Origin of the sequence: Ruegeria sp. HKCCA5839, assembly GCF_013035585.1 — a bacterium.
Taxonomy (GTDB): domain Bacteria; phylum Pseudomonadota; class Alphaproteobacteria; order Rhodobacterales; family Rhodobacteraceae; genus Ruegeria.
The window spans coordinates 24,181-48,878 of record NZ_WQIE01000003.1 but is presented as its reverse complement, the minus strand read 5'-3'; the positions used below and the strand labels follow the sequence as shown (position 1 = coordinate 48,878).

General features: G+C 58.2%; 23 protein-coding genes. 7 read left to right on the top strand and 16 right to left on the bottom strand.

Features of this window, described 5'->3' with window-relative positions; genetic code table 11:
* Positions 1–25: 25 nt before the first annotated feature.
* The 6 genes from GOV38_RS09815 to GOV38_RS09790 all read right to left on the bottom strand — a co-directional run bounded on the left by GOV38_RS09815 (position 26) and on the right by GOV38_RS09790 (position 5,921).
* Positions 26–436 (bottom strand): F0F1 ATP synthase subunit epsilon, encoded by a 411-nt coding sequence (locus tag GOV38_RS09815; protein ID WP_171133285.1) that lies wholly within the window; start codon positions 434–436, stop codon positions 26–28.
* A 12-nt stretch (positions 437–448) separates the two neighbouring features.
* Entirely contained in the window at positions 449–1,873 is a 1,425-nt protein-coding gene (gene atpD / locus GOV38_RS09810; RefSeq protein ID WP_171133286.1) for a F0F1 ATP synthase subunit beta, read from the bottom strand.
* 20 nt (positions 1,874–1,893) lie between these two features.
* Complete coding sequence (locus GOV38_RS09805; protein WP_171133287.1) at positions 1,894–2,772, bottom strand: F0F1 ATP synthase subunit gamma; 879 nt, start codon at positions 2,770–2,772, stop codon at positions 1,894–1,896.
* 12 nt (positions 2,773–2,784) lie between these two features.
* Positions 2,785–4,323 (bottom strand): F0F1 ATP synthase subunit alpha, encoded by a 1,539-nt coding sequence (gene atpA / locus GOV38_RS09800; protein WP_171209992.1) that lies wholly within the window; start codon positions 4,321–4,323, stop codon positions 2,785–2,787.
* Positions 4,324–4,884, bottom strand: a complete 561-nt coding sequence (locus tag GOV38_RS09795) for a F0F1 ATP synthase subunit delta (protein ID WP_171133288.1) — start codon at positions 4,882–4,884, stop codon at positions 4,324–4,326.
* Positions 4,885–5,186: 302 nt separating this feature from the next.
* Complete coding sequence (locus GOV38_RS09790; protein WP_171101741.1) at positions 5,187–5,921, bottom strand: class I SAM-dependent methyltransferase; 735 nt, start codon at positions 5,919–5,921, stop codon at positions 5,187–5,189.
* Positions 5,922–5,982: 61 nt separating this feature from the next.
* Here GOV38_RS09790 and gloB point away from each other — a divergent pair, with 61 nt between their 5' ends.
* From gloB to GOV38_RS09775, 3 genes are all read left to right on the top strand, one after another.
* Complete coding sequence (gene gloB / locus GOV38_RS09785) at positions 5,983–6,750, top strand: hydroxyacylglutathione hydrolase (protein WP_171209993.1); 768 nt, start codon at positions 5,983–5,985, stop codon at positions 6,748–6,750.
* Between the two features lie 172 nt (positions 6,751–6,922).
* A complete protein-coding gene (clpA, locus tag GOV38_RS09780; RefSeq protein ID WP_171209994.1) occupies positions 6,923–9,250 on the top strand; it encodes an ATP-dependent Clp protease ATP-binding subunit ClpA in 2,328 nt (775 codons plus the stop codon).
* 84 nt (positions 9,251–9,334) lie between these two features.
* A complete protein-coding gene (locus GOV38_RS09775) occupies positions 9,335–9,943 on the top strand; it encodes a DJ-1/PfpI family protein (RefSeq protein ID WP_171209995.1) in 609 nt (202 codons plus the stop codon).
* A 9-nt stretch (positions 9,944–9,952) separates the two neighbouring features.
* On the opposite strand, the gene GOV38_RS09770 is transcribed toward GOV38_RS09775, so the two are convergent.
* The 3 genes from GOV38_RS09770 to GOV38_RS09760 all read right to left on the bottom strand — a co-directional run bounded on the left by GOV38_RS09770 (position 9,953) and on the right by GOV38_RS09760 (position 13,434).
* Entirely contained in the window at positions 9,953–11,653 is a 1,701-nt protein-coding gene (locus GOV38_RS09770) for a peptidoglycan -binding protein (RefSeq protein WP_171209996.1), read from the bottom strand.
* Positions 11,654–11,656: 3 nt separating this feature from the next.
* Complete coding sequence (locus GOV38_RS09765; protein ID WP_171101736.1) at positions 11,657–12,835, bottom strand: biopolymer transporter ExbB; 1,179 nt, start codon at positions 12,833–12,835, stop codon at positions 11,657–11,659.
* Between the two features lie 68 nt (positions 12,836–12,903).
* A complete protein-coding gene (locus GOV38_RS09760) occupies positions 12,904–13,434 on the bottom strand; it encodes a gamma-glutamylcyclotransferase (protein WP_171209997.1) in 531 nt (176 codons plus the stop codon).
* 67 nt (positions 13,435–13,501) lie between these two features.
* Between GOV38_RS09760 and GOV38_RS09755 the strand changes: the two genes are divergently transcribed.
* Complete coding sequence (locus GOV38_RS09755; RefSeq protein WP_171209998.1) at positions 13,502–14,503, top strand: DUF2125 domain-containing protein; 1,002 nt, start codon at positions 13,502–13,504, stop codon at positions 14,501–14,503.
* On the opposite strand, the gene GOV38_RS09750 is transcribed toward GOV38_RS09755, so the two are convergent.
* The 4 genes from GOV38_RS09750 to GOV38_RS09735 all read right to left on the bottom strand — a co-directional run bounded on the left by GOV38_RS09750 (position 14,500) and on the right by GOV38_RS09735 (position 18,704).
* Complete coding sequence (locus tag GOV38_RS09750) at positions 14,500–15,219, bottom strand: extensin family protein (RefSeq protein ID WP_254430636.1); 720 nt, start codon at positions 15,217–15,219, stop codon at positions 14,500–14,502. The genes GOV38_RS09755 and GOV38_RS09750 overlap by 4 nt on opposite strands.
* Positions 15,220–15,223: 4 nt before the next feature.
* Positions 15,224–16,141, bottom strand: coding sequence for a prephenate/arogenate dehydrogenase family protein (locus tag GOV38_RS09745; RefSeq protein WP_171210000.1), 918 nt, complete (start codon positions 16,139–16,141; stop codon positions 15,224–15,226).
* Entirely contained in the window at positions 16,138–17,223 is a 1,086-nt protein-coding gene (gene hisC / locus GOV38_RS09740) for a histidinol-phosphate transaminase (RefSeq protein WP_171210001.1), read from the bottom strand. Before hisC ends, GOV38_RS09745 begins: the two co-directional genes overlap by 4 nt.
* 65 nt (positions 17,224–17,288) lie before the next feature.
* Complete coding sequence (locus GOV38_RS09735; protein ID WP_171210002.1) at positions 17,289–18,704, bottom strand: aminotransferase class V-fold PLP-dependent enzyme; 1,416 nt, start codon at positions 18,702–18,704, stop codon at positions 17,289–17,291.
* A gap of 102 nt (positions 18,705–18,806) precedes the next feature.
* On the opposite strand from GOV38_RS09735, the gene GOV38_RS09730 reads away from it, so the two are divergent.
* Positions 18,807–19,268 (top strand): Lrp/AsnC family transcriptional regulator, encoded by a 462-nt coding sequence (locus GOV38_RS09730; protein ID WP_171210003.1) that lies wholly within the window; start codon positions 18,807–18,809, stop codon positions 19,266–19,268.
* Positions 19,269–19,392: 124 nt separating this feature from the next.
* On the opposite strand, the gene rpsD is transcribed toward GOV38_RS09730, so the two are convergent.
* From rpsD to GOV38_RS09715, 3 genes are all read right to left on the bottom strand, one after another.
* On the bottom strand, positions 19,393–20,013 hold the full coding sequence (gene rpsD, locus GOV38_RS09725) for a 30S ribosomal protein S4 (RefSeq protein ID WP_170392466.1): 621 nt from the start codon (positions 20,011–20,013) through the stop codon (positions 19,393–19,395).
* Positions 20,014–20,219: 206 nt separating this feature from the next.
* Positions 20,220–20,738, bottom strand: a complete 519-nt coding sequence (locus tag GOV38_RS09720; protein WP_171210004.1) for a hypothetical protein — start codon at positions 20,736–20,738, stop codon at positions 20,220–20,222.
* A 320-nt stretch (positions 20,739–21,058) separates the two neighbouring features.
* The gene (locus GOV38_RS09715; protein WP_171210005.1) at positions 21,059–21,586 is read right to left on the bottom strand and encodes a DUF2796 domain-containing protein; all 528 of its coding nucleotides are present in this window, start codon (positions 21,584–21,586) and stop codon (positions 21,059–21,061) included.
* 219 nt (positions 21,587–21,805) lie between these two features.
* On the opposite strand from GOV38_RS09715, the gene GOV38_RS09710 reads away from it, so the two are divergent.
* Both GOV38_RS09710 and GOV38_RS09705 read left to right on the top strand, forming a co-directional pair.
* Entirely contained in the window at positions 21,806–23,074 is a 1,269-nt protein-coding gene (locus GOV38_RS09710; RefSeq protein ID WP_171210006.1) for an imelysin family protein, read from the top strand.
* 60 nt (positions 23,075–23,134) lie between these two features.
* Positions 23,135–24,697, top strand: a complete 1,563-nt coding sequence (locus GOV38_RS09705) for a di-heme oxidoredictase family protein (RefSeq protein ID WP_371808539.1) — start codon at positions 23,135–23,137, stop codon at positions 24,695–24,697.
* The last annotated feature ends 1 nt before the right edge of the window (position 24,698 follow it).

Sequence of the window (24,698 nt, the reverse complement as noted above, 5' to 3'; positions counted from 1 at the left end):
TCCAAATCTCGGAATGTAGACCGTTCTATAGGCTCATATGGGTGCCAAGGGCTTCCATATCCGCCAGCAGCTTGGCCGCCTCATCCACGATTGTCTGATCATCGCCGTCCTTGGCGGCCTCGTGCGAGGCACGGGCTTCTGCGATCAGGTCATCCAGATGCGCGCGGGTCACTTCGGCCACCGGAATGGCCTTTTCAGCCAGAACCGACATGCTGTCGCCGTTGATCTGAGCAAACCCGCCGGTAACCAGATATTCGCTGGCGCCTGCGGGGGCCTCGACCTTCAGCAGACCCGGACGCAGCGTGGTGATGGTGGGGGCATGATCGGGCATCGCCGTCATGTCCCCGTCCGCGCCGGGTATTTGGACCGCAGTGGCCTCAAGCGAAGCAAGGCTCCGCTCGGGGCTGACCAGGTCAAATTGCATTGTGTTTGCCATCAGGGATACTCCTTAGGCGGCTTCTGCGGCCATCTTTTCCGCTTTGGCGATCACTTCGTCGATGCCGCCAACCATCAGGAAGGCCGCCTCGGGCAGGTGATCGTATTCGCCAGCCACAACAGCTTTGAACGATGCGATGGTCACGTCCAGAGGCACCTGAACGCCCGGCGAACCGGTAAAGACTTCGGCCACGTCGAACGGCTGAGACAGGAAGCGTTCGATCTTACGCGCGCGGGCAACGGTCAGTTTGTCTTCTTCCGACAGTTCGTCCATGCCGAGGATGGCGATGATGTCCTGCAGCGACTTGTAGCGCTGGAGGATCTGCTGAACGTCAGTCGCAACCGCGTAATGCTCTTCACCCACGATGGCCGGGTCCAGCAGACGCGACGACGAGTCGAGCGGGTCAACAGCCGGGTAGATACCCTTTTCCGAGATCGCACGGTTCAGAACGGTGGTTGCATCCAAGTGTGCGAACGATGTTGCCGGCGCGGGGTCGGTCAAGTCGTCGGCAGGAACATAGATCGCTTGCACCGAAGTGATCGAGCCCGATTTGGTCGAGGTGATGCGTTCCTGCAGGGCACCCATGTCGGTGGCCAGTGTCGGCTGATAGCCCACAGCCGAAGGAATACGACCCAGCAGAGCCGAAACCTCGGAACCCGCCTGTGTAAAGCGGAAGATGTTGTCGACGAAGAACAGAACGTCGGTCCCGGACTGGTCGCGGAACTGCTCGGCCAGTGTCAGACCGGTCAGAGCAACACGCGCGCGCGCTCCCGGAGGTTCGTTCATCTGACCGTAAACCAGGGCAACCTGCGATTCTTCCAGATTGTCCGGCTTGATCACGTTCGATTCGATCATCTCGTGATACAGGTCGTTGCCTTCACGGGTCCGTTCGCCAACACCCGCAAACACCGAGAAACCCGAGTGCACTTTTGCGATGTTGTTGATCAGTTCCATGATGAGAACGGTTTTGCCAACGCCCGCACCGCCAAAGAGGCCAATCTTACCGCCTTTGGCGTAGGGGGCCAGCAGGTCCACAACCTTGATGCCGGTCACCAGGATTTCCGACTCGGTCGACTGCTCGTCGAACTCGGGCGCGGGCTGGTGGATGGCGCGGGTTTCCGACGACTTCACGTCGCCTTTTTCGTCAATCGGCTCGCCGACAACGTTCAGGATGCGGCCCAGGGTGGCGTTGCCAACCGGAACCGAGATCGGTGCTCCAGTGTCGGTGACCGCTTCGCCACGGACCAGACCTTCGGTCGCGTCCATCGCGATGGTACGGACGGTGTTTTCGCCCAGGTGCTGCGCAACTTCCAACACAAGGCGCTTGCCGTTGTTGGTGGTTTCCAGCGCGTTCAGAATTTCAGGCAGCTGATCTTCGAACTGCACGTCAACGACGGCCCCGATGATCTGAGTGACTTTGCCTTTTGCATTCGCCATGTTTCGTCTCCGGTATGTCTCTACAGCGCTTCGGCGCCGGAAATAATTTCAATCAGCTCGTTGGTGATCACGGCCTGACGCGAGCGGTTGAACTGGATCGTCAGCTTGTCGATCATCTCACCCGCATTGCGTGTTGCGTTGTCCATTGCGGACATCCTTGCACCCTGTTCAGACGCTCCGTTTTCAAGCAGAGCCGAGAAGATCGCAGTGGCAACCCCCTTGGGCAGCAGGTCGGCCAAGATGGCCTCTTCGCTGGGCTCATAGTCGAAAATGGCACCGCTGTCGTCACCCGCCGCATCGTCCTCGAACGAGGCAGGGATGATTTGCTGCGCCGTGGGGATCTGGGTCACAACGTTGACGAACTTCGAATAGAAGATCGTGGCAACGTCAAACTCAGCCCCGTCAAAGCGAGACAGGATGTCTTTGGCGATGTCCTGCGCATTGGCATAGCCGATACGCTTGACCTCGCTCAGATCGATATGTCCAACGAACAGATCGGCAAAGTCACGCTTGAGCGCGTCCCGGCCTTTCTTGCCGACGGTCAGAACCTTGACCGTTTTGCCCGCAGCTTTCAGCTCTTCGGCCTTGGCGCGCGCAAGTTTGGCGATGTTCGCATTGAAGCCGCCGCAGAGGCCGCGTTCGGCTGTCATGACAACCAGCAGATGCACATCCTCGCTGCCGGTACCCCGGAGCAGCTTGGGGGCGCTGTCGCTGCCCCCGACCGATGCCGCCAACCCTGCCATCACGGCATTGAACCGTTCGGCATAGGGGCGCGAGGCTTCGGCAGATTCCTGGGCGCGGCGCAGTTTTGCGGCCGCGACCATCTGCATGGCTTTGGTGATCTTGCGGGTCGATTTGACCGACTCGATCCTGTTTTTAAGGTCCTTCAGACTAGGCATCGGAACCCCCTATCAAGCGAAGGTCGCGGCAAATTCGTCGATCGCTGCCTTGATCTTGTCGGACGCGTCCCCTTTGATTTTGGGATCTTCGTCGGTGATCCACTTCAGCAGGTCGGCGTGCTTGCCACGCAGATGCGCCAGCAGACCGGCCTCGTACCGGCCAACGTCCGACACGTCGATCTTGTCGAGGTAGCCGTTGGTGCCCGCGAAGATAACGCAGACGATCTCGGCGTTGGTCAGCGGCGAGTACTGAGGCTGTTTCATCAGCTCGGTCAGGCGCGCACCCCGGTTCAGCAACTGCTGAGTAGCGGCATCAAGGTCGGAACCGAACTGCGCAAAGGCCGCCATTTCGCGGTACTGCGCCAGTTCCAGCTTAACCGGACCAGCAACCGATTTCATCGCATCGGTCTGAGCCGAAGAGCCCACACGCGAAACCGACAGACCGGTATTCACAGCAGGGCGGATGCCCTGATAGAACAGTTCGGTTTCCAGGAAGATCTGACCGTCGGTGATCGAGATCACGTTGGTCGGAATAAAGGCCGAAACGTCGCCACCTTGGGTTTCGATAACCGGCAGAGCGGTCAACGAGCCTGCGCCAAAGTCTTCGTTCAGCTTCGCCGAACGCTCCAGCAGACGGGAGTGGAGATAGAAAACGTCACCCGGGTAAGCTTCACGTCCGGGCGGGCGACGCAGCAGCAGTGACATCTGGCGGTAGGACACAGCCTGTTTCGACAGGTCATCATAGATGATCAGCGCGTGGCGGCCATTGTCGCGGAAATACTCGGCCATCGCGGTCGCGGCATAGGGTGCCAGGAACTGCATCGGCGCCGGGTCGGACGCGGTTGCGGCCACAACGATCGAATAGTCAATCGCACCGGATTCTTCCAGTTTCTTCACCAGCTGAGCAACGGTCGAACGCTTTTGTCCAACAGCCACGTATACGCAGTAGAGTTTTTTCGACTCGTCGTCGCCAGCGGCCTCATTATAGACCTTCTGGTTCAGGATGGTGTCCAGCGCCACGGCGGTTTTACCGGTCTGACGGTCACCGATGATCAGTTCCCGCTGACCACGGCCAATCGGGATCATCGCGTCGACCGATTTCAGGCCGGTCGCCATCGGCTCGTGTACCGATTTACGCGGAATGATGCCCGGTGCCTTAACGTCCGCAACACCACGCTTGGTGGCGTTGATCGGGCCTTTGCCGTCCAGCGGGTTGCCCAGGCCGTCAACAACGCGGCCGAGCAGCTCATCCCCGATCGGAACGTCCACGATCGAGTTGGTACGCTTTACGGTGTCACCTTCTTTGATGTCACGGTCGGAGCCGAAGATAACGACACCCACGTTGTCGCTTTCCAGGTTCAGCGCCATGCCCATGATGCCGCCGGGGAATTCGACCATCTCACCGGCTTGCACATTGTCCAGGCCGTATACACGGGCAATCCCGTCACCGACGCTCAGCACGCGGCCGATCTCGGCCACTTCGGCTTCCTGACCAAAATTCTTGATCTGGTCCTTCAGGATTGCAGAAATCTCTGCAGCTTGGATTCCCATTTATCCGACCTCTTTCATTGCATTCTGTAGGGAGTTGAGCTTCGAGCGGATCGAACTGTCGATCATCTTCGAGCCCACTTTAACGACAAGACCGCCGATGAGGCTTTCATCCACGGTCGCATTGATTGTCACGGTCTTGCCCACACGCTCGGACAGCGTTTTGGACAGTTTTTCCATTTGTGTCTTGGTCAGCGCCTTGGCCGAGGCGACATCAGCGGTCACTTCGCCGCGCTCATCTGCCAGCATGTTGCGCAGAACCTGCACCAGCTGCGGGACCACGAACAGACGGCGTTTTTGCGCCATCAGACCCAGCGTGTTGCGCAAAATGGCATGCAGACCCATCTTGTCAGCAATAGCGGTGATCGCGCCTTCTTGTTCGGCACGGGAGACCAGAGGCGAGGCGATCAGGTCGCGCAACTCGGCGCTTTCACCCAGTGCGGTTGCCAGATCGTTGATGCCGGTTTCCAGACCAGGAAGGTCATTATTCTCTTTGGCGATCTCAAAGATCGCGGTGGCATAGCGCTCGGCGATGCCTGTGGAAATCGAAGCTGGTTCGGACACGTCCACCCTTCCGATACTTTGGGCCCCGAATTCGCGTGTGGCAGCTAATCGGGGGCGTGAAGAAACCCCGTCCTGACAGGCCGGGGATCAAAATCACCGGGGATGTAGCAGAGCCGAACCAAGCTCGCAATATATTATCACGGGTTGTGCCTTATCCACAAAATGTTTGATTTCAGCCACTTAACAAAAGTGCGACCCTTTTGACCGGGTGAACCTCGAGAAAAATGTTACCAAACCGTAGTTTTTTGCGATTCCTGAGGCATTTTTTCCGCGATTTTTGCCTAAATCTGAGGCTTCTGCGGTCAGGCGGGTTTCAACAACCCGTCCAGCGCCTTGATCGGGCGTTTGGCCGAATCCTTGGTCACACTGCCGCCTGCCGGACGGATCTGTTTGGTGACCTCGACCATCAGCACGCCTCCTGCCATCACAGTTGGAATGCGCTGGCCGGTCTTTTCGATCAGGCTGCCAGACTTGAGCCAGAACCGGCGAAAGGACGGAGGTCTGTAAAGGGCCGAACAATGGCTTTCCGGGACAAAATGATGCGCGCGCAGCTGGCTTTCCAATTGCGAGGTCGAATAAGGACGGCCAAACCCGAACGGTGTGCGATCCGAACGCGACCAAAGCCCGGTACGATTGGGTACAATGAACAAGGCTCGCCCCCCCGGGCCCAGCACCCGCCAACATTCGTCGAGCAGTTGTTTCGGGCGCTCGGATGTCTCAAGCCCGTGCATAACGATCAGCTTGTCGATATGACCTGTCTCGATAGGCCACATTGTCTCTTCGGTCAGAACCGAGACATTTGGCATCCCCGCAGGCCAGGGCATGACCCCTTGCGGGCCGGGCATCAAACCGATTACGCGGCGCGACTGGGCCAGATAAGGCCGCAGCAACGGCACAGCAAAACCGAATCCCGCCACGGTTTGCCCCTTGGCCTCGGGCCACAGGTCGGTCACGCGCCCCCTGATCGCCGCTTGCGCCGCACGGCCCAGCGTGCTGCGATAGTAGAAGTTTCTGAGGTCTTGCACATCAAGATGCATTGCGGGCACTCGGTCAATCGGCTTAGCTGCGCGTAGTCTAGCAATGAAAGGGCAAAAGACCATGCCTCTTGAAATCGTTACAATCCCCTGTCTCAGCGACAATTACGCGTTTCTTGCCCATGACGCTGTCACCGGAGATACAGCTTTGATCGATGCGCCCGAGGCCGCGCCCATTCTGGCCGAGTTGAACCGCCGCGGATGGACGCTGAGCCACGTATTGCTGACTCACCACCATTGGGATCACGTTGACGGGCTGCAAGCCATTTTGGCAGAGCACCCTGCAAAGGTGGTCGGCGCTGCGGCAGACGCCCATCGCCTACCACCTTTGGACGTGCAGGTTGCCGAAGGTGATCGGTTCGACGTTGGCGGAGAGCCGGTCGAAGTGTTCGACGTATCCGGCCACACGGTTGGTCACGTGGCTTATTATATGCCGCAAAGCTCTGCCGTGTTCACAGCCGATAGCCTTATGGCATTGGGCTGCGGTCGATTGTTTGAAGGGACACCCGCGCAGATGTGGGACTCTCTCAGCAAGTTGGCCACGCTACCGGATGAAACAATCGTGTGTTCTGGGCACGAATATACGCAGTCCAACGCAAAATTCGCAGCGACCATCGACCCGGACAACGCAGATCTTCGGGACCGTATCGCGCAAATCAAGGCCGCGCGTGCCGCAGAGCAACCCACGGTCCCTTCGAAACTTGGGCTGGAAAAGGCGACAAACCCGTTTCTTCGGGCCACGGACCCGGCGATTCTTAAGCACTTGGGGATGGAAAAAAGCGACCCGACGTCAGTCTTCGCCGAAATTCGCGCCCGAAAGGACCGGTTTTAAGGGAAAAAATCAGGCAATACACGCCACGGTCACGACAAATGTGACTGTCAAGTGAAAGAAAACCCTTGAAGCTCGGCTCCGATCAACCAAACTCTAATAGTATGAGGACATGGTTGGGATGGGGATCCGGCCTGAAGCCGCCCCTTCCGACCCAAGGTAGAGGAGCACACACGTGCCTTCATTCTCGAGCACACTCGAACAAGCCATTCACGCGGCCCTGGCGGCTGCGAATGAACGGCGTCACGAATTCGCTACGCTGGAACATCTGCTTCTAGCGTTGTTGGAAGAGCCCGACGCGGTGCGCGTCATGAAAGCCTGCAGCGTCGATTTGGATGAGTTGCGTAGCACATTGGTCGAATTCATTGACGAAGATCTGTCAAATCTCGTCACCGATATTGATGGATCCGAGGCTGTACCCACAGCCGCCTTCCAGCGCGTCATTCAGCGTGCGGCCATCCATGTTCAAAGCTCTGGCCGGACCGAAGTGACAGGCGCCAACGTGTTGGTCGCGATCTTCGCCGAACGGGAGAGCAACGCGGCCTATTTCCTGCAGGATCAGGATATGACGCGGTATGACGCGGTGAATTTCATTGCCCATGGCGTCGCCAAAGATCCAGCATTTGGGGAAAACCGCCCTGTCACCGGCGCCGATGAGGTTGAAGAAGAAGCTCAAGCGTCAGGTGGTGGCGAAGGCGAGCAAAAAGAAAGTGCTCTGGGCAAGTATTGCGTCGATCTGAATGCAAAGTCGCGCGCCGGTGACGTCGATCCGTTGATCGGTCGCGCCGATGAGGTTGAGCGCTGCATTCAGGTGCTGTGCCGCCGCCGCAAGAACAACCCGCTGCTGGTGGGTGATCCGGGTGTCGGTAAAACTGCCATCGCGGAAGGACTGGCCCATAAGATCGTCGCAGGTGAAGCGCCTGACGTGCTGTCAAACACGACAATCTACTCACTAGATATGGGCGCTCTCTTGGCAGGCACCCGCTATCGCGGTGATTTCGAGGAACGCCTCAAAGCGGTTGTGACCGAGTTGGAAGATCACCCCGATGCGGTGCTTTTCATCGACGAGATTCACACAGTGATTGGCGCTGGTGCCACCTCTGGCGGTGCCATGGACGCCTCAAACCTGCTGAAACCTGCTTTGCAGGGCGGCAAGCTGCGCACCATGGGCTCGACGACCTATAAGGAATTCCGTCAGCACTTCGAAAAAGACCGCGCGCTGAGCCGCCGATTCCAGAAGATCGACGTGAATGAGCCTTCGGTCGAGGACAGCGTCAAAATCCTGCGCGGCCTGAAGCCGTATTTCGAGGAACATCACGCCATCAAATACACGGCGGATGCGATCAAAACCGCAGTTGAATTGGCGGCGCGCTACATCAATGACCGCAAATTGCCCGACAAGGCGATTGATGTGATTGACGAGGCGGGTGCTGCGCAGCATCTGCTGGCCGAAAGCAAACGTCGCAAGACCATCGGAGTGAAAGAGATCGAGGCCGTGGTGGCCAAAATCGCGCGCATTCCGCCGAAAAACGTCACTAAGGACGATGCCGAGGTTCTGAAAGACCTGGAAACTTCGCTGAAGCGGGTGGTGTTTGGACAGGACGAAGCCATCGAGGCGCTGTCGAGCGCCATCAAACTGGCACGTGCCGGTCTGCGCGAGCCTGAAAAACCCATCGGCAACTATCTGTTCGCGGGCCCAACCGGTGTCGGCAAGACCGAAGTGGCCAAACAGTTGGCGGATACGCTGGGTGTGGAACTGCTGCGCTTTGACATGTCGGAATACATGGAGAAGCACGCGGTCAGCCGCTTGATCGGCGCACCTCCGGGTTATGTCGGGTTTGATCAGGGCGGGCTTCTGACTGATGGCGTCGACCAGCATCCGCATTGCGTGTTGCTACTGGATGAGATCGAGAAAGCACACCCGGATGTGTTCAACATCCTGCTACAGGTGATGGACCACGGAGAGCTGACCGATCACAACGGGCGCACGGTGAATTTCCGTAACGTGGTGCTGATCATGACCTCGAACGCGGGCGCGCAGGAACAGGCCAAGGCCGCTATCGGCTTTGCCCGTGACCGTCGCGAAGGCGAAGACACTGCCGCAATCGAGCGCATGTTCACCCCGGAATTCCGCAACCGTCTGGACGCCGTGATCTCATTCGCACCGCTGCCAAAGTCGGTCATCCTGCAAGTGGTCGAGAAATTCGTCCTGCAGCTTGAAGCGCAATTGCTGGATCGCAACGTGACCATCGATCTGACTCCCAAAGCCGCCGAATGGTTGGCGGATAAAGGGTATGACGACAAGATGGGTGCGCGCCCCTTGGGCCGCGTGATCCAGGAGCATATCAAGAAACCGCTGGCCGAAGAGCTTTTGTTCGGCAAATTGGCCAAAGGCGGCGTGGTCCGCGTTTCCGTCAAGAAAGGCGAGTTGCATCTGGAGATTCTTGGCCCGGATCAACCGCGTTTGTCCGGCGACAAGCCTCCGCTGCTTACCGCGGACTAGACCGAAACGCGACAAACAAACCCAACGCCCGTCAACCCGAGTTGGCGGGCGTTTTGATTTGGTCTCGCAAAAAGGAGGACTGACATGCGCAGGATCGGCGCTTTGATTTTTCCGGGGTTTGAGTTGCTGGACCTTTACGGCCCGATGGAGATGTTCGGCCTGCTTCCCAACGCGTTCTCGTTGGATATTGTTGCCGAACGAACCGGCCCTGTCGAAAGCAATCAAAAGCTGAAAGGCTTTGCGGAAACGTCCCTGGACGAGGCCCCGCATTATGATGTGCTGTTTGTGCCCGGCGGCGCTGGTACACGGCGCGAGATTGCAAATTCGCGTTTGCTGGACTGGATTGCTGCACGTTCGGAAAGCGCAGAATTTACGCTTAGCGTCTGTACAGGTAGCGCCTTGCTCGCCAAGGCCGGTGTACTGGATCGGCGGCGCGCGACGACCAACAAAGCCGCCTATTCCTGGGTCAAGGAACAAGGTCCTCATGTCGATTGGGTCGCGCAGGCAAGATGGGTCGAGGATGGGTCGTTTCTCACCTCGTCCGGCGTGTCGGCGGGCATGGACATGGCCCTGGGTGCGATTGCTTTGATGTGTGGTCAGGCCGCAGCCGAAGACGTGGCCAAATGGTGCGAATACAGCTGGCACTCAGACAAGTCTCACGACCCCTTCGCGCAAATCCACGGGTTGACCTGACGACCTCGGTTACCGCTCGGTCAGCTTCAACTCGATCCGACGGTTTTGCGCACGCGCCTCGGGAGTATCATCGGTGTTGACGGGTTGGAACTCGCCAAATCCGTTGGCGGCCAGCCGTTCAGGTGGGATGCCCAGAGCGTCAACCATATAGCGCACGACAGACAGGGCCCGGCCCTGGCTTAACTCCCAATTGTCGCGGTAGCGGCCTGTGCTGACCAGCGGGATATTGTCTGTATGGCCATCCACCCGGATCACCCAGTTCAGGCCATCAGGGATTTCGGCGGCCACGCTGCGCAGGATATTGGCTACCTTGGCAACCTCGCGCCGGCCTTCGATGGACAGTTCTGCAGATCCGATATCGAACAGAACCTCGGATGAGAACACGAACCGGTCGCCTTCGATCCGCACACCTTCCTGATCGCCCAGAACATCCCGCAATCGGCCAAAGAACTCTGACCGGTACCGCTGCAGATCCTCGGTCTGCTCTGCCAGGTTCTGATTCTGCCCCGCCAAAGCTTCGGCCTCGGCCTCAAGCCGCTTGCGTTCGGCCTCTTCCAAAAGACGGCGGCGGCGTTCTTCTGACGCCGCGCGGGCAAGGGCTGCGTTCAGGTCTTGTCCCAAGGTCTGGATCTGAATATCGGCGGCTGAATTGCGTTCCTCATAGTCATCCAGGAGCGCCTGCAACGACCCCAACTGGTTGCGCAAAGCAGACATTTGCTGGTTCAATAGCGCGGCCTGCCGCTGCGCCTCGGTCGAAATCTCTTGTTCCTCCGAAAGTGTGTCGCGTGCGATGGCCAAAAGCGCAGCACGCTCTTCTGCCAGCGTGCGTTGACTGTCTGCCTCGGCTTGCGCCGCGATTTGAGCATCCAGTGCTGCCTGCAGTTGAGCTCTCAGCCCTTCGGCGTTCAGCTCGCCAAACTGTCGTTCCAACTCAGCCCGCGCGGCTTGTGCTGCGGCCAGCAATGTCAGGGTTTCCTCGGCTTCCTTGCGCTGCGCCTCGAGAGCAAGCGTCATCGCCGTCAACTCGGTATCTGCGTTCAACAACCGTTCGCGCAAAGCTTCAGCCGCTGCCGCTTCGGCCAGACGAGCGGATTCCTCGTCAGACAGTTGCCGCTCCAAATCCGATATCTGAGCCGCCTGATCCGCACCGCTTGTTTCAAGATCGGAAACCAACGCTTCAAGCGCCTCTCGCCGGGCCGCAGCCAAGCGCGCCGCTTCGGCCTGAGCGTCGATCTCTTGCCGGCTTTGGGCGAGCGCAAGGTTCAGCGCATCCTGCTCTGACAGTAGTTCATCTTGTTGGGACAGAAGGTCATCCCGCAACGCTTGCAAAGAGGCGATCTCTCCCTGGGCGCGGTCCTGATCCGCCAACAAAGCTGCTACCTGGGTTTCGAAATCCGTAATACGCCCTTGTGCTGCAGCAAGGCTGTCCTCGGTCTCTGCCAGAGTCGCATTCAATGCGCCCAGCCGGGCTTCCAGTCTGCTGTTTTCACGCTCTTCCAGACCCAACGCCCCGACAAGTGCCGCAACTTCATCCGACAAAGCCGTCAGTTCATCTTCCTGCCCGGAAATCGTTTCACGCAGAACAAATTGCACAACCATGAAAATGGTCAGCACAAATGTCAGAACCATCAAAAGGCCGGTGATCGCATCCACGAAACCGGGCCAGACCGAGCCCTGAAACCGTTGACCTGTGCGACGGGACAGGGCCATGGGTTATTCTCCTGCGGGCGGCGTCCGCACGGCCCCGCGCGGCAAGGTCAAAGCTTTGACAAGCAGTTCGAAATCCTTGCGCAACTCATTCATGCTGTCCTGGCGACCGGCCGAGATCTCTTCGAGAATACGCAGCAATTGTACGTCCATCGACCGCAGGCGCATCCGGCTTTCAGCATCCAGCCCCTCGCCTGCCCCATGTTCGCGCATATGATCCAGCAGGGCATCCTGCCCCAAAGCCACCCGTTCCAGCGCGGCAGATACGCCTTCGGACTGGCTTTGGCGGCGGTTCATGTCACCAATCTCGATGATCAACTGGCTCAGTTTGTCCGAGACGTCACTGCGCTCTTCCTCCTGCGCGGTGAACATGGCTTGCAACGCATCCATCTGTTCGGCCATCGTGTCCAGAACCGGTGTTAGAACGGCTAGTTCCGCCCCACCTTCTTCCGAGCCACCAAAGCCCACGCGGGTGATGGTCGACAGCCATTCTTCCAGTTCGCGGTAGAACCGGTTCTGCCCGTGGCCAGCAAACAGTTCCAACAGACCGACAATCAGCGACCCTGCCAATCCCAGCAGCGAGGATCCAAAGGCGACGCCCATCCCCTGCAACTGAGATTCCAGACCGGTCATCAGGCGATTGAACACCGCCAGGCCTTCTTCGCCTTCCTGCGGGTTCAGACTGCGGATCGTGTCCACGATCGCAGGCACGGTGGTCGCCAAACCAAAGAATGTGCCTAAAAGGCCGAGGTAAATCAGCACGTTGGTGATATAGCGCGTGATCTCGCGTTCTTCTTCGATCCGTTCGGCCACCGAGTCCAGGATCGACCGGCTCGAGCTGGAACCGATATGCGAGCGTGCGCCACGCGACCGCAACAACGACGCCAACGGCGCCAAAAGTTGTGGCGGACGTGTGTCCGGGCGCTCGAACCCTCCGATAAAGGCTTCGATCCAGCGGACCGAACCGATCAGCTGTGTGACCTGCAAGAAACACGCCAGAACACCGATTGCGAAAACCATAAGGATGAACCCGTTCAGATACGGGTTCGCCTCGAATACCGGCAGGACATAGGGCAAAGCCAAAAAGACACCGAGCCCGGATAAACCCAGTGCAATCAGCATCATAAGGATCTGACGGATCGGTTGCGAGAAATGGGGTTTCACGCCTTGCTGTGCCTGCGCCATGCGCGTTCTTTCCGCTTTAGCCTGCTCTGGGCCGAATCTATCGAAATTCCACCGATGACGCCAAGGGTTTATGCGCTGATTGTGCGCACCCGTTGCGACAACCACTCAAGATCAGGGTCTTTCAGCCCGATCTCGGCCAGATGTTGGGCCGTATTGAAAAGGTATTCCGTGTTTGGCCCGCGCCCGCCAACGGCATGGGCGATGATGCGGGCCTGCTCTTCGAGAGGCATACCGCCGCAATATTGCACGTGGTCGGGGTCGATCACGTATGTGACGGCATTCACCACATCGCCTGTGTCCAGATGCACGTCGAGCATACGTTCCAGATACGCCGACGAGATCAACTCGCGTTCACGCAGCTCTTCTAGGGTTCGGTCTTCGTGGCCCGGCTCGACCAGCAGGGCCAGACCAGTGCAGGCTGAACCTGATTGTTCATCCAGCGCAAGCACCAGTCCGGGATCATCCTCGGTGCCGCGATGGTGAATCGAACTCATGCAGAAAGACCGGGCATAGCCATGCAGCGTGGCTTTCTCGGTGCGTGCCACCGGAAAGCCCGGGTTCCACAACAGTGATCCATATCCGAAAACCCACATCGTCATTGCTCTGGTCCTTGCCCGTTTGCGTCTATAAACATCAATTCCAACGCAGGAAAAAGGGCCATTTGCGATGCGAAGTCTGATCCGCATATTCATTTTGGTTGCCGTTGCATGGAGTGGCTATTGGTTCATCGCCGGGCTTGGCTTGCGCAATGCGCTGACCGCGTGGTTCGACAATCAGCAGGAACTGGGCTGGCAGGCAGATTACTCGAACGTATCGACCGCTGGCTATCCAACCCACCACATGACCCGGCTCGACAATCCGGCGCTGGCCGATCCGGTCAACGGCACGGCCTGGAGCGCGGATTGGATTGAATTCCAAAGCCCCGCGATCTGGCCCGGCCGGCAAATGCTGCGTTTCGCCGATACAGCACAGCGTCTGTCCTATTTCGATCAGACCGCGACCATTCTTGCCCAGGACCTACAGGCCGAGCTTCATCTGAAACCCGGTGTCGCTTTGGTGCTTGAGAAGATGTCTCTGACCTCTGACGCCTGGACCATTTCCGAGAATGGCAGTGATGTCGTCGGCGGGGATACTCTGGGGCTGACCATGGAACAGACCACCATGCCCGAGACCTATACGATCACCGCGCAGGTTGACGGGTTCACACCGGGCGTCGATCTGCGCAACCTGATGCGTTCGGCAACCTCTCTGCCTCAGACCTTTGAAACGTTGGAACTGGACCTCGAAGCCACATTCGACAAAGCGTGGGATCGGTCTGCCATTGAACAAGGCCGACCTCAACCGGTCTTGCTGGATCTGCGCCTGGCCGAAGCGCAATGGGGCGCGCTGCGTCTGTTCGCAACCGGAACGCTTGAAGTTGACCCGCAAGGTATCCCTATCGGAGAGATTGCGATCAAGGCCGAGAATTGGCGCGATATGATTGCCATGGCGAACGCCGCCGGGGCGATACCCGATCAGGCTGTGGATCCGGTGAACCGCGCATTGCGGTTCATGGCCGGGCTTGGTGGAAACCCCAATGCATTGGATCTGCAGTTGAACTTCAGGGACGGCCTGGTCGCGCTTGGGCCCTTGCCTCTGGGCCCTGCTCCGCGCTTGATCCTGCGCTAGCGGCAGTATGGTCCCCGGCGATAGCGCGCCGTATCCAGATGGAAATGGTCGCGGTGAAAACGATCTGAATTTGGCCCCAAAACTGTGCCAAAGGGTCCGCAAGCGCCGCGCCAGATCTTGATCAATTGCGATTGAGACGGGTTCTTTCGCCAGCCCTTCAGTACCGTGACCACCTCGCCATCCGCCATTTTGAAACCTGAAATATCGATGGCCCGCCCCTTGCCATGCTCGGATATCCGTGCGCCCTTACGGTTGTTACGCGTTCGGCACGCATAATGGGCCGCCACTTGCAGCTCGACCACTGGCCCGCGCCGTTTGAATGTGGGTTTGACAGTCTCTTCGACCCATTCGTTCAAAGCAATCGCTGTGCCACATTCCATAACAGACGGTCGACTGAGGGCCACGCCCGCGATCGAGGTGATCTCGACCGCGTCCTTAACCCCACACGCTTTGACTTTGCTGGAAACATTGCCGACGGGCTTGCCTTGGATATTGATATCTCCACAGACAGACCCTTTGCGCAGTTTGCGCTTTTTGAACAGGATCGGCTCTGCGCGCGTATAGGGCTCGATCTGCGGCCATAGCTTGTCTGGGGTGGTGATAGGGCGCGCGGCGGCGGCTGTCACTTGCGGTGCAGAAAGCAGATTGGTTTCCTCGGCAACAGCAGCCGTGGCAAGAACACTGAACGCAGCGATCAGAACAACTCGAAGCCACATCCTGCTAAACCTTTGTGCCGCGGCCGAAATCAGGTGCATCCGTATCCTGCCCGGCGTCGATAATGCCACGCCGTATTTCACGCGTGCGGGTGAAATAGTCGAATAACTGCTCGCCGTCTCCAGTCCGAATGGCACGCTGAAGGGCAAAAAGCTCTTCGGTAAAACGGCCCAGAATTTCCAGCGTGGCGTCCTTATTCGTCAGGAACACATCGCGCCACATGGTCGGGTCTGACGCCGCGATCCGCGTAAAGTCGCGAAACCCGGCGGCCGAGTATTTGATCACTTCACTATCGGTCACCCGGCGCAGATCGTCTGCCACCCCAACCATGGTATAGGCGATCAGGTGTGGGGCATGGGACGTCACAGCCAGCACCAGATCATGGTGATCGGCGTCCATCTCATCGACGTAAGACCCCATCCCCTCCCACAAGGATCGCAGCCGCGCAACCGCGTCGCGATCTGCCCCTTCGGTCGGAACAATCAGGCACCACCGGTTGTCGAAAAGTTCGGCAAAGCCGGATTCCGGCCCCGAATGCTCGGTTCCGGCGACGGGGTGGGCCGGCACAAAATGCACACCTTCAGGCAGATGCGGCTCAACGGCCTGAACAACGTGGCGCTTAACCGAGCCCACATCCGTAACTGTGGCCCCCGATTTCAAAGCGGGTGCGATGTCTTGGGCAACACTGCCCATCGCGCCAACCGGCACACAAAGCACGACCAGATCGGCACCTTCAACTGCGTCTTGCGCAGTGTCGCAAACCCGGTCGCACAGCCCGATACGGCGCGCGGTGTCGCGGGTTTCAGAGGACCGGGCAAAGCCGGTCACTTCGCCCGCCAAGCCCGCACGCTTGATGGCCCAGAACATCGAGGACGCAATCAGCCCCAACCCGATCAGAGCAACGCGGTCATAGATCTGGCTCATGCTGCGCCCTCTTTGAATTCGGCGATGGCCTTGACCACGCGCCGGCACGCCTCTTCGTCGCCGACAGTAATCCGCAGCGCATTGGGCAGGTTGTACCCGGCGACGCGACGCACGATGATGCCTTGGGTTTTCAGATAATCGTCGCAGGCTTCAGCCTCGGCCTGATCTGCGAACCGGGCCAGGATAAAGTTGGTGCAGGACGGGTCCGAATGCACCCCGACCTTGGCCAGTTCTTCAGCCAGCCAAACCCGCAAGCGTGCGTTTTCGCTCTGGCAGAAGGTCAGAAACTCTTGATCCTCAAGCGCGGCTTCGGCTGCAGCCAATGCGGTCAGAGACAGGTTGAAAGGCTGGCGCACTCGGTTCAACACATCGATGATGTCCTGGGACGCATAGCCCCAACCGACACGCATACCGCCAAGCCCGTATATCTTGGAAAAGGTCCGGGTCATGATCACGTTGGGGTAGCGATCGACCAGCGCCGCACCACCATCGAACCCATCCACAAACTCGGCATAGGCCCCGTCCAGCACCAGAAGGCAGTGATCGGGCAGTTGATCTGCCAGCCGCTCCAACTCGGGCTCCGAAATCATGGTCGAGGTTGGATTACCCGGATTGGTCACAAAAACAATTTTGGTCTGCGCAGTAACCGCAGCCAAAATGGCATCGACATCAACCTTCCGTTCCCGCTCGGCCACCATCACAGGGGTAGCACCTGCCATGCGCGCGATGATCGGGTACATGGAAAACCCGTGCTCGGTGTAAATCACCTCATCCCCCGGCCCGGCATAGGCCTGCGCCACAAATTGCAGCACCTCGTCGCTGCCGACACCGCAGATGATCCGAGCCGGATCCAACCCGTGACGTGCCCCGATGGCCTCACGCAAGCTGGCGTGATCAGTATTGGGATAACGATGCAGATTGGCTGCGCTATCGCGCACCGCCGCAATCGCCTTGGGGCCCGGACCAAATGGGTTCTCATTCGAGCTGAGCTTGATGACATGCGCTACCCCGGACAGTTTCGACTGGCCGCCCTGATACAGGGCTATGTCCATAATGCCAGGTTGCGGGGTGATCTTGGTCATGACGGGCTCCGTTAACTGGGGCCCCTCATACCCGTCTCAACGCGTTGAGAAAAGCGGCAATTCCCTCAGGCTGCTTTGAAGCGCGCTGTTGCCGGATCCACGGCGTAACAATGCGCAAACTCTTCGACCCGGCGTGACAGGTCGTTCACACTTTCGATGATGAACTGCGCGGTCTCATCGCTCATGAGATACGAGAAGTTAAGCCGTACCCAACCTGGTTTTTGCAATTCTTCACCGGCGGATAGCTGCGAGAACAAAACCTCGGACATCGCCTGATCGATCCCCAACAAGCGATGCGCATAGGGCCCGGCACAGGCGCAACCGCCGCGGGCCTGAATCCCGTAGATATCGCTGAGCATTCGGGTAAACAGCTGCTGATGCACAGGCTGACCTGACCTGTCGCGCACAAGAAACGAGAAGATCGGCAACCGGTGCGAGTTGTCGCCCGCCAACAGCGTCAGATGCGGATTATCCGCCCAGCCTTCACGCGCCATTTGGTTGAAACGCGCCTCACGGCGGGCGATCTCATCCGTGCCAACGGCATCCTTAACGATGAAGGCCAGAGCAGCGCGGATGTCTCCGATCACGTTAGGCGTGCCGGCTTCCTCGCGCGTGGCCAGATCATCGCTATAGTCGTGCCGCCAGGGTGAGACAAAGCTGACCGTACCGCCACCGGGCCAGCTTGGCGCCTGACGCCGCACCGCGTGTTTGTTCAGTATCAAGACTCCTGACGCCCCTGGCCCGCCAGGGAATTTGTGCGGCGAGACAACAACCGCATCTTTTTTTGTGTCGCCCGAACTCATGTCGATGGGCAGGTACGGCCCACCCCCGGCATAGTCCCAAACCGCCAACGCGCCATGCTGTTTCAACAGCCGCGTCACCGGGTCTGGATCAGTGATGATCCCCGTCACATTGGACGCCGCAGAGAAAGAACCGATCAGCAGGTCTGATCCGGCATGGGCGCGCAGCGCGGCCTCGAGCGCGTTCAGATCGGGCCCTCCTGCGGGCCCTTCAGGGATTTCAACCACCTGCGCCTTGCTCTCGCGCCAGGGCAGGATGTTCGAGTGATGCTCGTAAGGCCCGATCAGAACAACCGGCTGGTCGGCCTCTTCAACTCCCAATAGGCTGACCAACCGGTTGAGACCCGCTGTGGCGCCCGATCCGGCGAAGATCACCGCATCGTCTTCCTTGGCGCCAACACAGCGAGCGATTTCAGCGCGCGCTTCACGCCGCAGGCGGGTCATATACGATCCGCAATAGGAGGCCTCGGTATGGCTATTGGCGTAGAACGGCAAAATCTTCTGCGACACGAAATCCTCAACCTGCTGCATCGCACGACCCGAGGCGACATAATCGGCATAAACCAACGGCACATCCCCGTTCAGACCCGGGATCATGACACCGTCGCCGATAACGCCCTGACTCAGCGTTCCTGCTTGGGCAGCTGTTTGGATCTGGGTACGGAAGTCAGTCAGCGTCATAGGGTTTCTCCTGTGGATTGAACCAAATATGACCCCTGTGACTTCCAATAACTTCCTCGTTTTCCGTTTATTTTCCTTTGTTTTTGTGTCATTTGATTGAAAATGAGTGATATGTTAGATCAAATAGACACAAAACTCCTCAGAGAGCTTCAAAAGGATGCAACGCTGTCCCAGCGCGAGTTGGCAGATCGAGTCGGTCTGTCGCAGAACGCATGCTGGCGACGACTGAAGGCACTGAACGACACAGGCGTCCTAAAAGGGTCAACCGCCCGGATCGCGCGTGAAAAACTAGGTTTGAACCTTGTGGTTTTCGTCATGCTGCGCACCCGCCACCATTCCACCGAATGGCTGCACGCCTTTCGCAGCCATGTCCTGACCATTCCCGAGGTGGTTGATTTCCATCGTATCGGAGGAGACTATGACTACCAGTTGAAGGTGGTAACGCAGGACATGGCGTCATTCGACGAGGTGTACCAACGCCTGATCAGCAAAGTCGAGTTGGATAGCGTGACCTCGTATTTCGCGATGGAGGCCATTGCCGAAGGGCGGCCTTTGCCGATCTGATCCGCCCTTTGCCTGGACCTAAAGATTCCTGTGGGGATAGCGGCTTGCCGCGATTGTGCAGAGAACCCCAACAAAAAAGACCGCGCAAATGCGCGGCCTTTGGAATTTTGGTGTCGGCGAAGAATTAGTTCTTCGCGTAGAATTCAACGACCAGGTTCGGCTCCATCATCACCGGGTAAGGCACATCGCTCAGACCCGGGGCGCGCACGAAGGTGGCAGTCATTTTCGAGTGATCCGCGTCGATGTAGTCAGGCACATCACGCTCGGCCAGCCCAACGGCTTCCAGAACAACAGCCAGTTGCTTGGATTTGTCGCGCACCTCGATCACATCGCCTTCTTTGACGCGATAGCTGGGGATGTTGACCCGCTTGCCGTTCACCTTGACGTGGCCGTGGTTCACGAACTGACGCGCAGCAAAGACAGTCGGTACAAATTTGGCGCGGTAAACAACTGCATCCAAGCGACGCTCCAGCAGACCGATCAGGTTTTCACCGGTGTCGCCTTTGACACGCTCGGCTTCGGCATAGATGCGACGGAACTGCTTCTCGGTCAGGTCGCCGTAATAGCCTTTCAGCTTCTGCTTGGCGCGCAGCTGCAGACCGAAGTCCGACAGTTTGCCCTTGCGGCGCTGGCCGTGCTGACCGGGGCCGTATTCGCGGCGGTTGACCGGGGATTTCGGACGACCCCAGATGTTTTCGCCCATCCGGCGGTCAATTTTATACTTGGCAGACGTGCGTTTGGTCACGGCTGTTCTCCTTCGTTTGTTCGATGCCCTGATGGGCAACTATGAAGGGCGTTGTCCTCTTGTGGTTTCCCACATGACAGGCATCCCCTTGCGGGGGCCACCAACACCAATGAAGCCGCGCTTATATTGGTCGAAACACCAGAGTCAACAGGTTTGTCGATGGACAGAAGGCTTTTCTTGGGCCGTAACGGCGAAGAAAACCTATGCTATTCGGCTGCGATCGCTGCAGGCACCCGAGGCTCCGCCTCTTTCGAATGACCGCGATCGGGAAAAGAAATGATGTTGTCGAATTCCGAAACCAAACCGCTCACGTCAGATTCAACTTCAAGCGCGCTGATCCAAAATTCCTGATCACGCAGCGGGGAACCATTTTCGAATACCAAAACCGGCATTTCATCTGACGATATTTGTATCAAAACCGCTTGGAAACGCTGAGCACCGTTTGACAATTCGATGCGTAAACTCGGGCGCGCAAACGGCTGGTGTTCGCCCGTTACATCCGATGTATCTTGCGACAAGACTGCGTTCGCATGATGGATATTGGCACGGCTGGCTTCACCAAGCGATGCCAGCTTGGCACCGACACCGCGCCACGACCAAACAGCGCCCAAGGTCAAATCCTCCAAAGGAGCCGCCTCAAGACCGTTTATCTCTGTTTGTTTCCAACGAATTACCGCTTGACCGATTGTTCCGGTTCTCATTTTCCCGCCCGCACTGATCAGCAACTACACCACCGACACCTCATGTCTATCAACCAAAAAATTGACCGAAAAGAGACAGAATTGCAGCGAAGTTGGAATTGTTGCTTCCACGCACTTCCAATCGCGCCATGGCCAACGCGTCAGGACGTTACGTCCACGTCAAGCCAAGCAATTTCCATTGCTGTTTCATTCGTGTGGAGACCAGCCAATTACCGAGGCGGCGCGTTTCGACGATTGGCCAGGTGTCAAACACCACCAATTTGCGGCAAGCGCATTTGCGCTTCTCATACCTGGAGCACTTTTCGGGCTGGCTGCATGGGGACCTGAACAGAGGTACGCTGACCTTATTCGAAGACCAGAACCGGTTCCGTGCGTTTTATTTCGAACGCCCTTTCACCGGTTTTCAACTTTACGCCCGCACGCAACACGTTCGTCGAAGGGAAATGAGAGAAAAACGGGAACTGCATGGTGGTTAATGCATCAACTGAATCGCATCGAAAATGATACTCTGCCCGGATCTCGAGGTGATCAGGTTCAACAGTCAGGCCTTTCCCAAAAGCTTCCCCGTTCAAGACAACATTTGCGGCCCAAGCTGTGCACCCTGCATCGTAAGGGATGGCCAATACGGTCTCGGGTTTCGAAAGCTCGGAAACAGCAGCGGCTACCTGCGCCCGCTCTTCGTCGCTACGTGCCGGGTGATCAAATCCCACAATCGCATCGCCGGGTGCTTTCAAGGTTACCAAGAAATCGGAACCTGAAAACTCTATGGCTAGATGTCCGACACCCGGGGTCCAGATTTCTGATCCGGGGGCAGACTGTGCCAACGACTCCGCTGTGGGAAAACAGATCAGCGCAAACCAAATTCTTTTCATTCCCACATCACTCGAACGCAAACTCAAAATCTATTCTTATTCCTTCGCCCAAAGCAGCCCAAGCACAAACTCACCATAAATGGGGGGATCGGCCTTCATTAATCTGACTAAAAAACTCAGGTTGACTTAACTTAGTATTTCACTAAGAAATCTGACGCGGCTGCTTCGGATCTGTTTCGACGCACGTGCACAAGACTTTTTGAAGGAAAGAAACCTCTCATGATTCGACTTTTGACTGCTACAAGCGCATTGGGCTTGTGCTTTGTCGGGGCGGCTTTCGCCGAAGCTCCGACCAGAGCTGATGTATTGAACACCTATGCAAATATTGCTGAGGCAAAATTCGAGGACAGCCTGATCGCGGCTCGGAGATTGCAAACTGCGGTGAATGCGCTGATTGCTACCCCTTCTGACGCGACATTGGCCGCCGCACGCGCGGCGTGGATCACTGCACGAGTGCCCTATCAACAGACCGAGGTTTTCCGGTTCGGCAACCCCATCGTTGACGACTGGGAAGGCAAAGTGAATGCTTGGCCGCTGGATGAGGGTCTGATCGACTATGTCGACGCCACCTATGGCAGGGCAACGGATGAAAACGAATTAGCCGCGCTGAATGTCATCGCCAACCCAAGCTTCACACTGTCAGGGCAAACGATTGATGCCACCCAGATCACGCCCGCGCTGTTGTCCGACACCCTGCACGAGGCGGATGGCATCGAGGCCAACGTCGCAACCGGTTATCACGCCATCGAGTTTCTTCTGTGGGGTCAGGATCTGAACGGTCATGGTCCGAGTGCCGGGGATCGCCCGTGGACAGATTTTGCACAAGACGAAAGCTGCACCCATGGCAATTGCGACCGGCGTGCTCAGTATCTAACGGCCGCCACCGATCTGCTGGTCAGTGATCTGCATTGGATGGTCGCCCAGTGGGCCGAAGACGGTGACGCCCGTACCGCGCTGAACGCAGATGAAACGGTAGGCATCAGTGCTATCCTGACAGGGATGGGATCGCTGTCTTATGGCGAACAAGCCGGCGAACGGATGCGCCTTGGTCTGATGTTGAACGACCCCGAGGAAGAGCATTCCTGTTTCGCAGACAACACCCATAACGACCATTACTATGACGGATTGGGCATTCAGAACGTCTATCTCGGTCACTATACCCGTATCGATGGCAGCTCGGTTTCGGGCCCATCGCTGTCGGATCTGGTTGCAGCGTCAGACCCTGCGCTGGACACAGAGATGAAGACCAAGCTGGCCAATACCATGCAGGCTTTGGGCCGTATCAAATCGACCGCTGAAGCCGGGTTTGCCTATGACCAGATGCTGGAACGCGGCAATGCAGCGGGTGAGGCCTTGGTTATGGGTGGGGTGAACGGCCTTGTTGATCAGACCAAAAGCATCGAGCGGATTGTGACAGCGCTCGACCTTGAGCAGCTGGCGTTCGAAGGCTCGGACAGCCTAGATAATCCAAACGCTGTTTTTCAGTGATCTCAGTGGTTGAGCGTATCGCGCATACGCTAACCTTGCACAGCTTTGACGGCATAAACCATGTGGAACCTGACCTTTCTCGAGCCGAGGACACCCTGCGTTGCCCTCGTGTTCTCGCTGGCTGCCCTGACGGCCACCATGGCCATAGAGGATGAGGCTAACTGGCCCGCGCTGCAAGACCATCACCTCAACACGCAACCCAGAACAGCAGCCGAGCAGGCGCGGATCAAATCCGCCACCGCAACGCCCCAGGATTACAGCGCCCCACAACCGTTCGAAGCCTTGCCAGCGGGGGCCGCCACGGTGCGCCTGCGGGCAGATGCCGATGCGTTTTCGCAACCTTCCGCCAATCTCAGCTTCGAGCAAGAGCTGGATTTCAAGGTGGGCAACGGGCTGTTCAAGAAGATCTGGGTGTCGTCACCGTCGTCGACCCTGGCCTCCGATGGGCTGGGGCCGCTTTACAATGCGCGGTCCTGCCAGCGCTGCCATATCAAGGATGGGCGCGGGCATACGCCTAACGGGCCCGAGGACAGCGCTGTGTCGATGTTCCTGCGCATCTCGATCCCCGGCGCACCCACCGACGGGCCGTCCGAGATCGCCGATTACATCGCCACCCTGCCCGATCCCACCTATGGCGGGCAGTTACAGGATTTCGCGCTGCCCGGGCATCCGGCCGAATACCGGCTGGACGTGACTTACGAAGACCTCACCGTCCAGCTGTCAGATGGCGAGGTCGTAACACTGCGCAACCCGACCTATCGTGCCGCTGATCTTGGCTATGGCCCGATGCACCCCGATGCGATGCTCAGCCCACGCGTGGCCCCGCAGATGATCGGCCTGGGTCTGCTTGAGGCGATCCCGGTGCAGGATCTGCTGGCAAAGGCCGACCCGGCGGACAATGATGGCGATGGTATTTCGGGCCGCCCCAACATCATCTGGTCCACCGAGTTCAACACACCCATGATGGGCCGGTTTGGCCACAAGGCTGGGATGCCAACGGTGATGGAACAATCTGCGGGCGCCTTCGCTGGCGACATCGGCATCTCAAGCCCGCTTTTCCCCGCAGCTTATGGCGATTGCACAACGGCTCAGCTCAACTGCACCAGCGCGCCGCATGGCGACGGGAACGCGCGCGGGTTCGAGATCGATCAGACCGGGTTGGACCTTGTCACGTTCTACAGTCGAAATCTTGGCGTCCCGGTTCGGCGCGACGTTGATGATCCTGAGGTTCTGCGCGGCAAAGAGGTCTTTCACGCCTCAGGCTGCGCCGCCTGTCACACGCCGGCCCATGTAACCCATCGCATGCCGGACCGGGCTGAACACAGTTTCCAACTGATCTGGCCCTATACCGACCTGTTGCTGCACGATATGGGCGAAGGTCTGGCGGATAACCGCCCCGAAGCCCGGGCCACCGGGCGCGAATGGCGCACGCCGCCTTTGTGGGGTGTTGGATTGACCGCGCAAGTCTCGGGCCATACCCAGTTTCTGCATGACGGCCGCGCGCAGTCGCTGCTGGAGGCCGTCCTCTGGCACGGCGGTGAGGCGCAAGCGGCGCGCGATGCTGTTGTGTCACTGGCCAAGCCCGACCGTGACGCTCTTATCCAGTTTCTGGAAACCCTTTGAT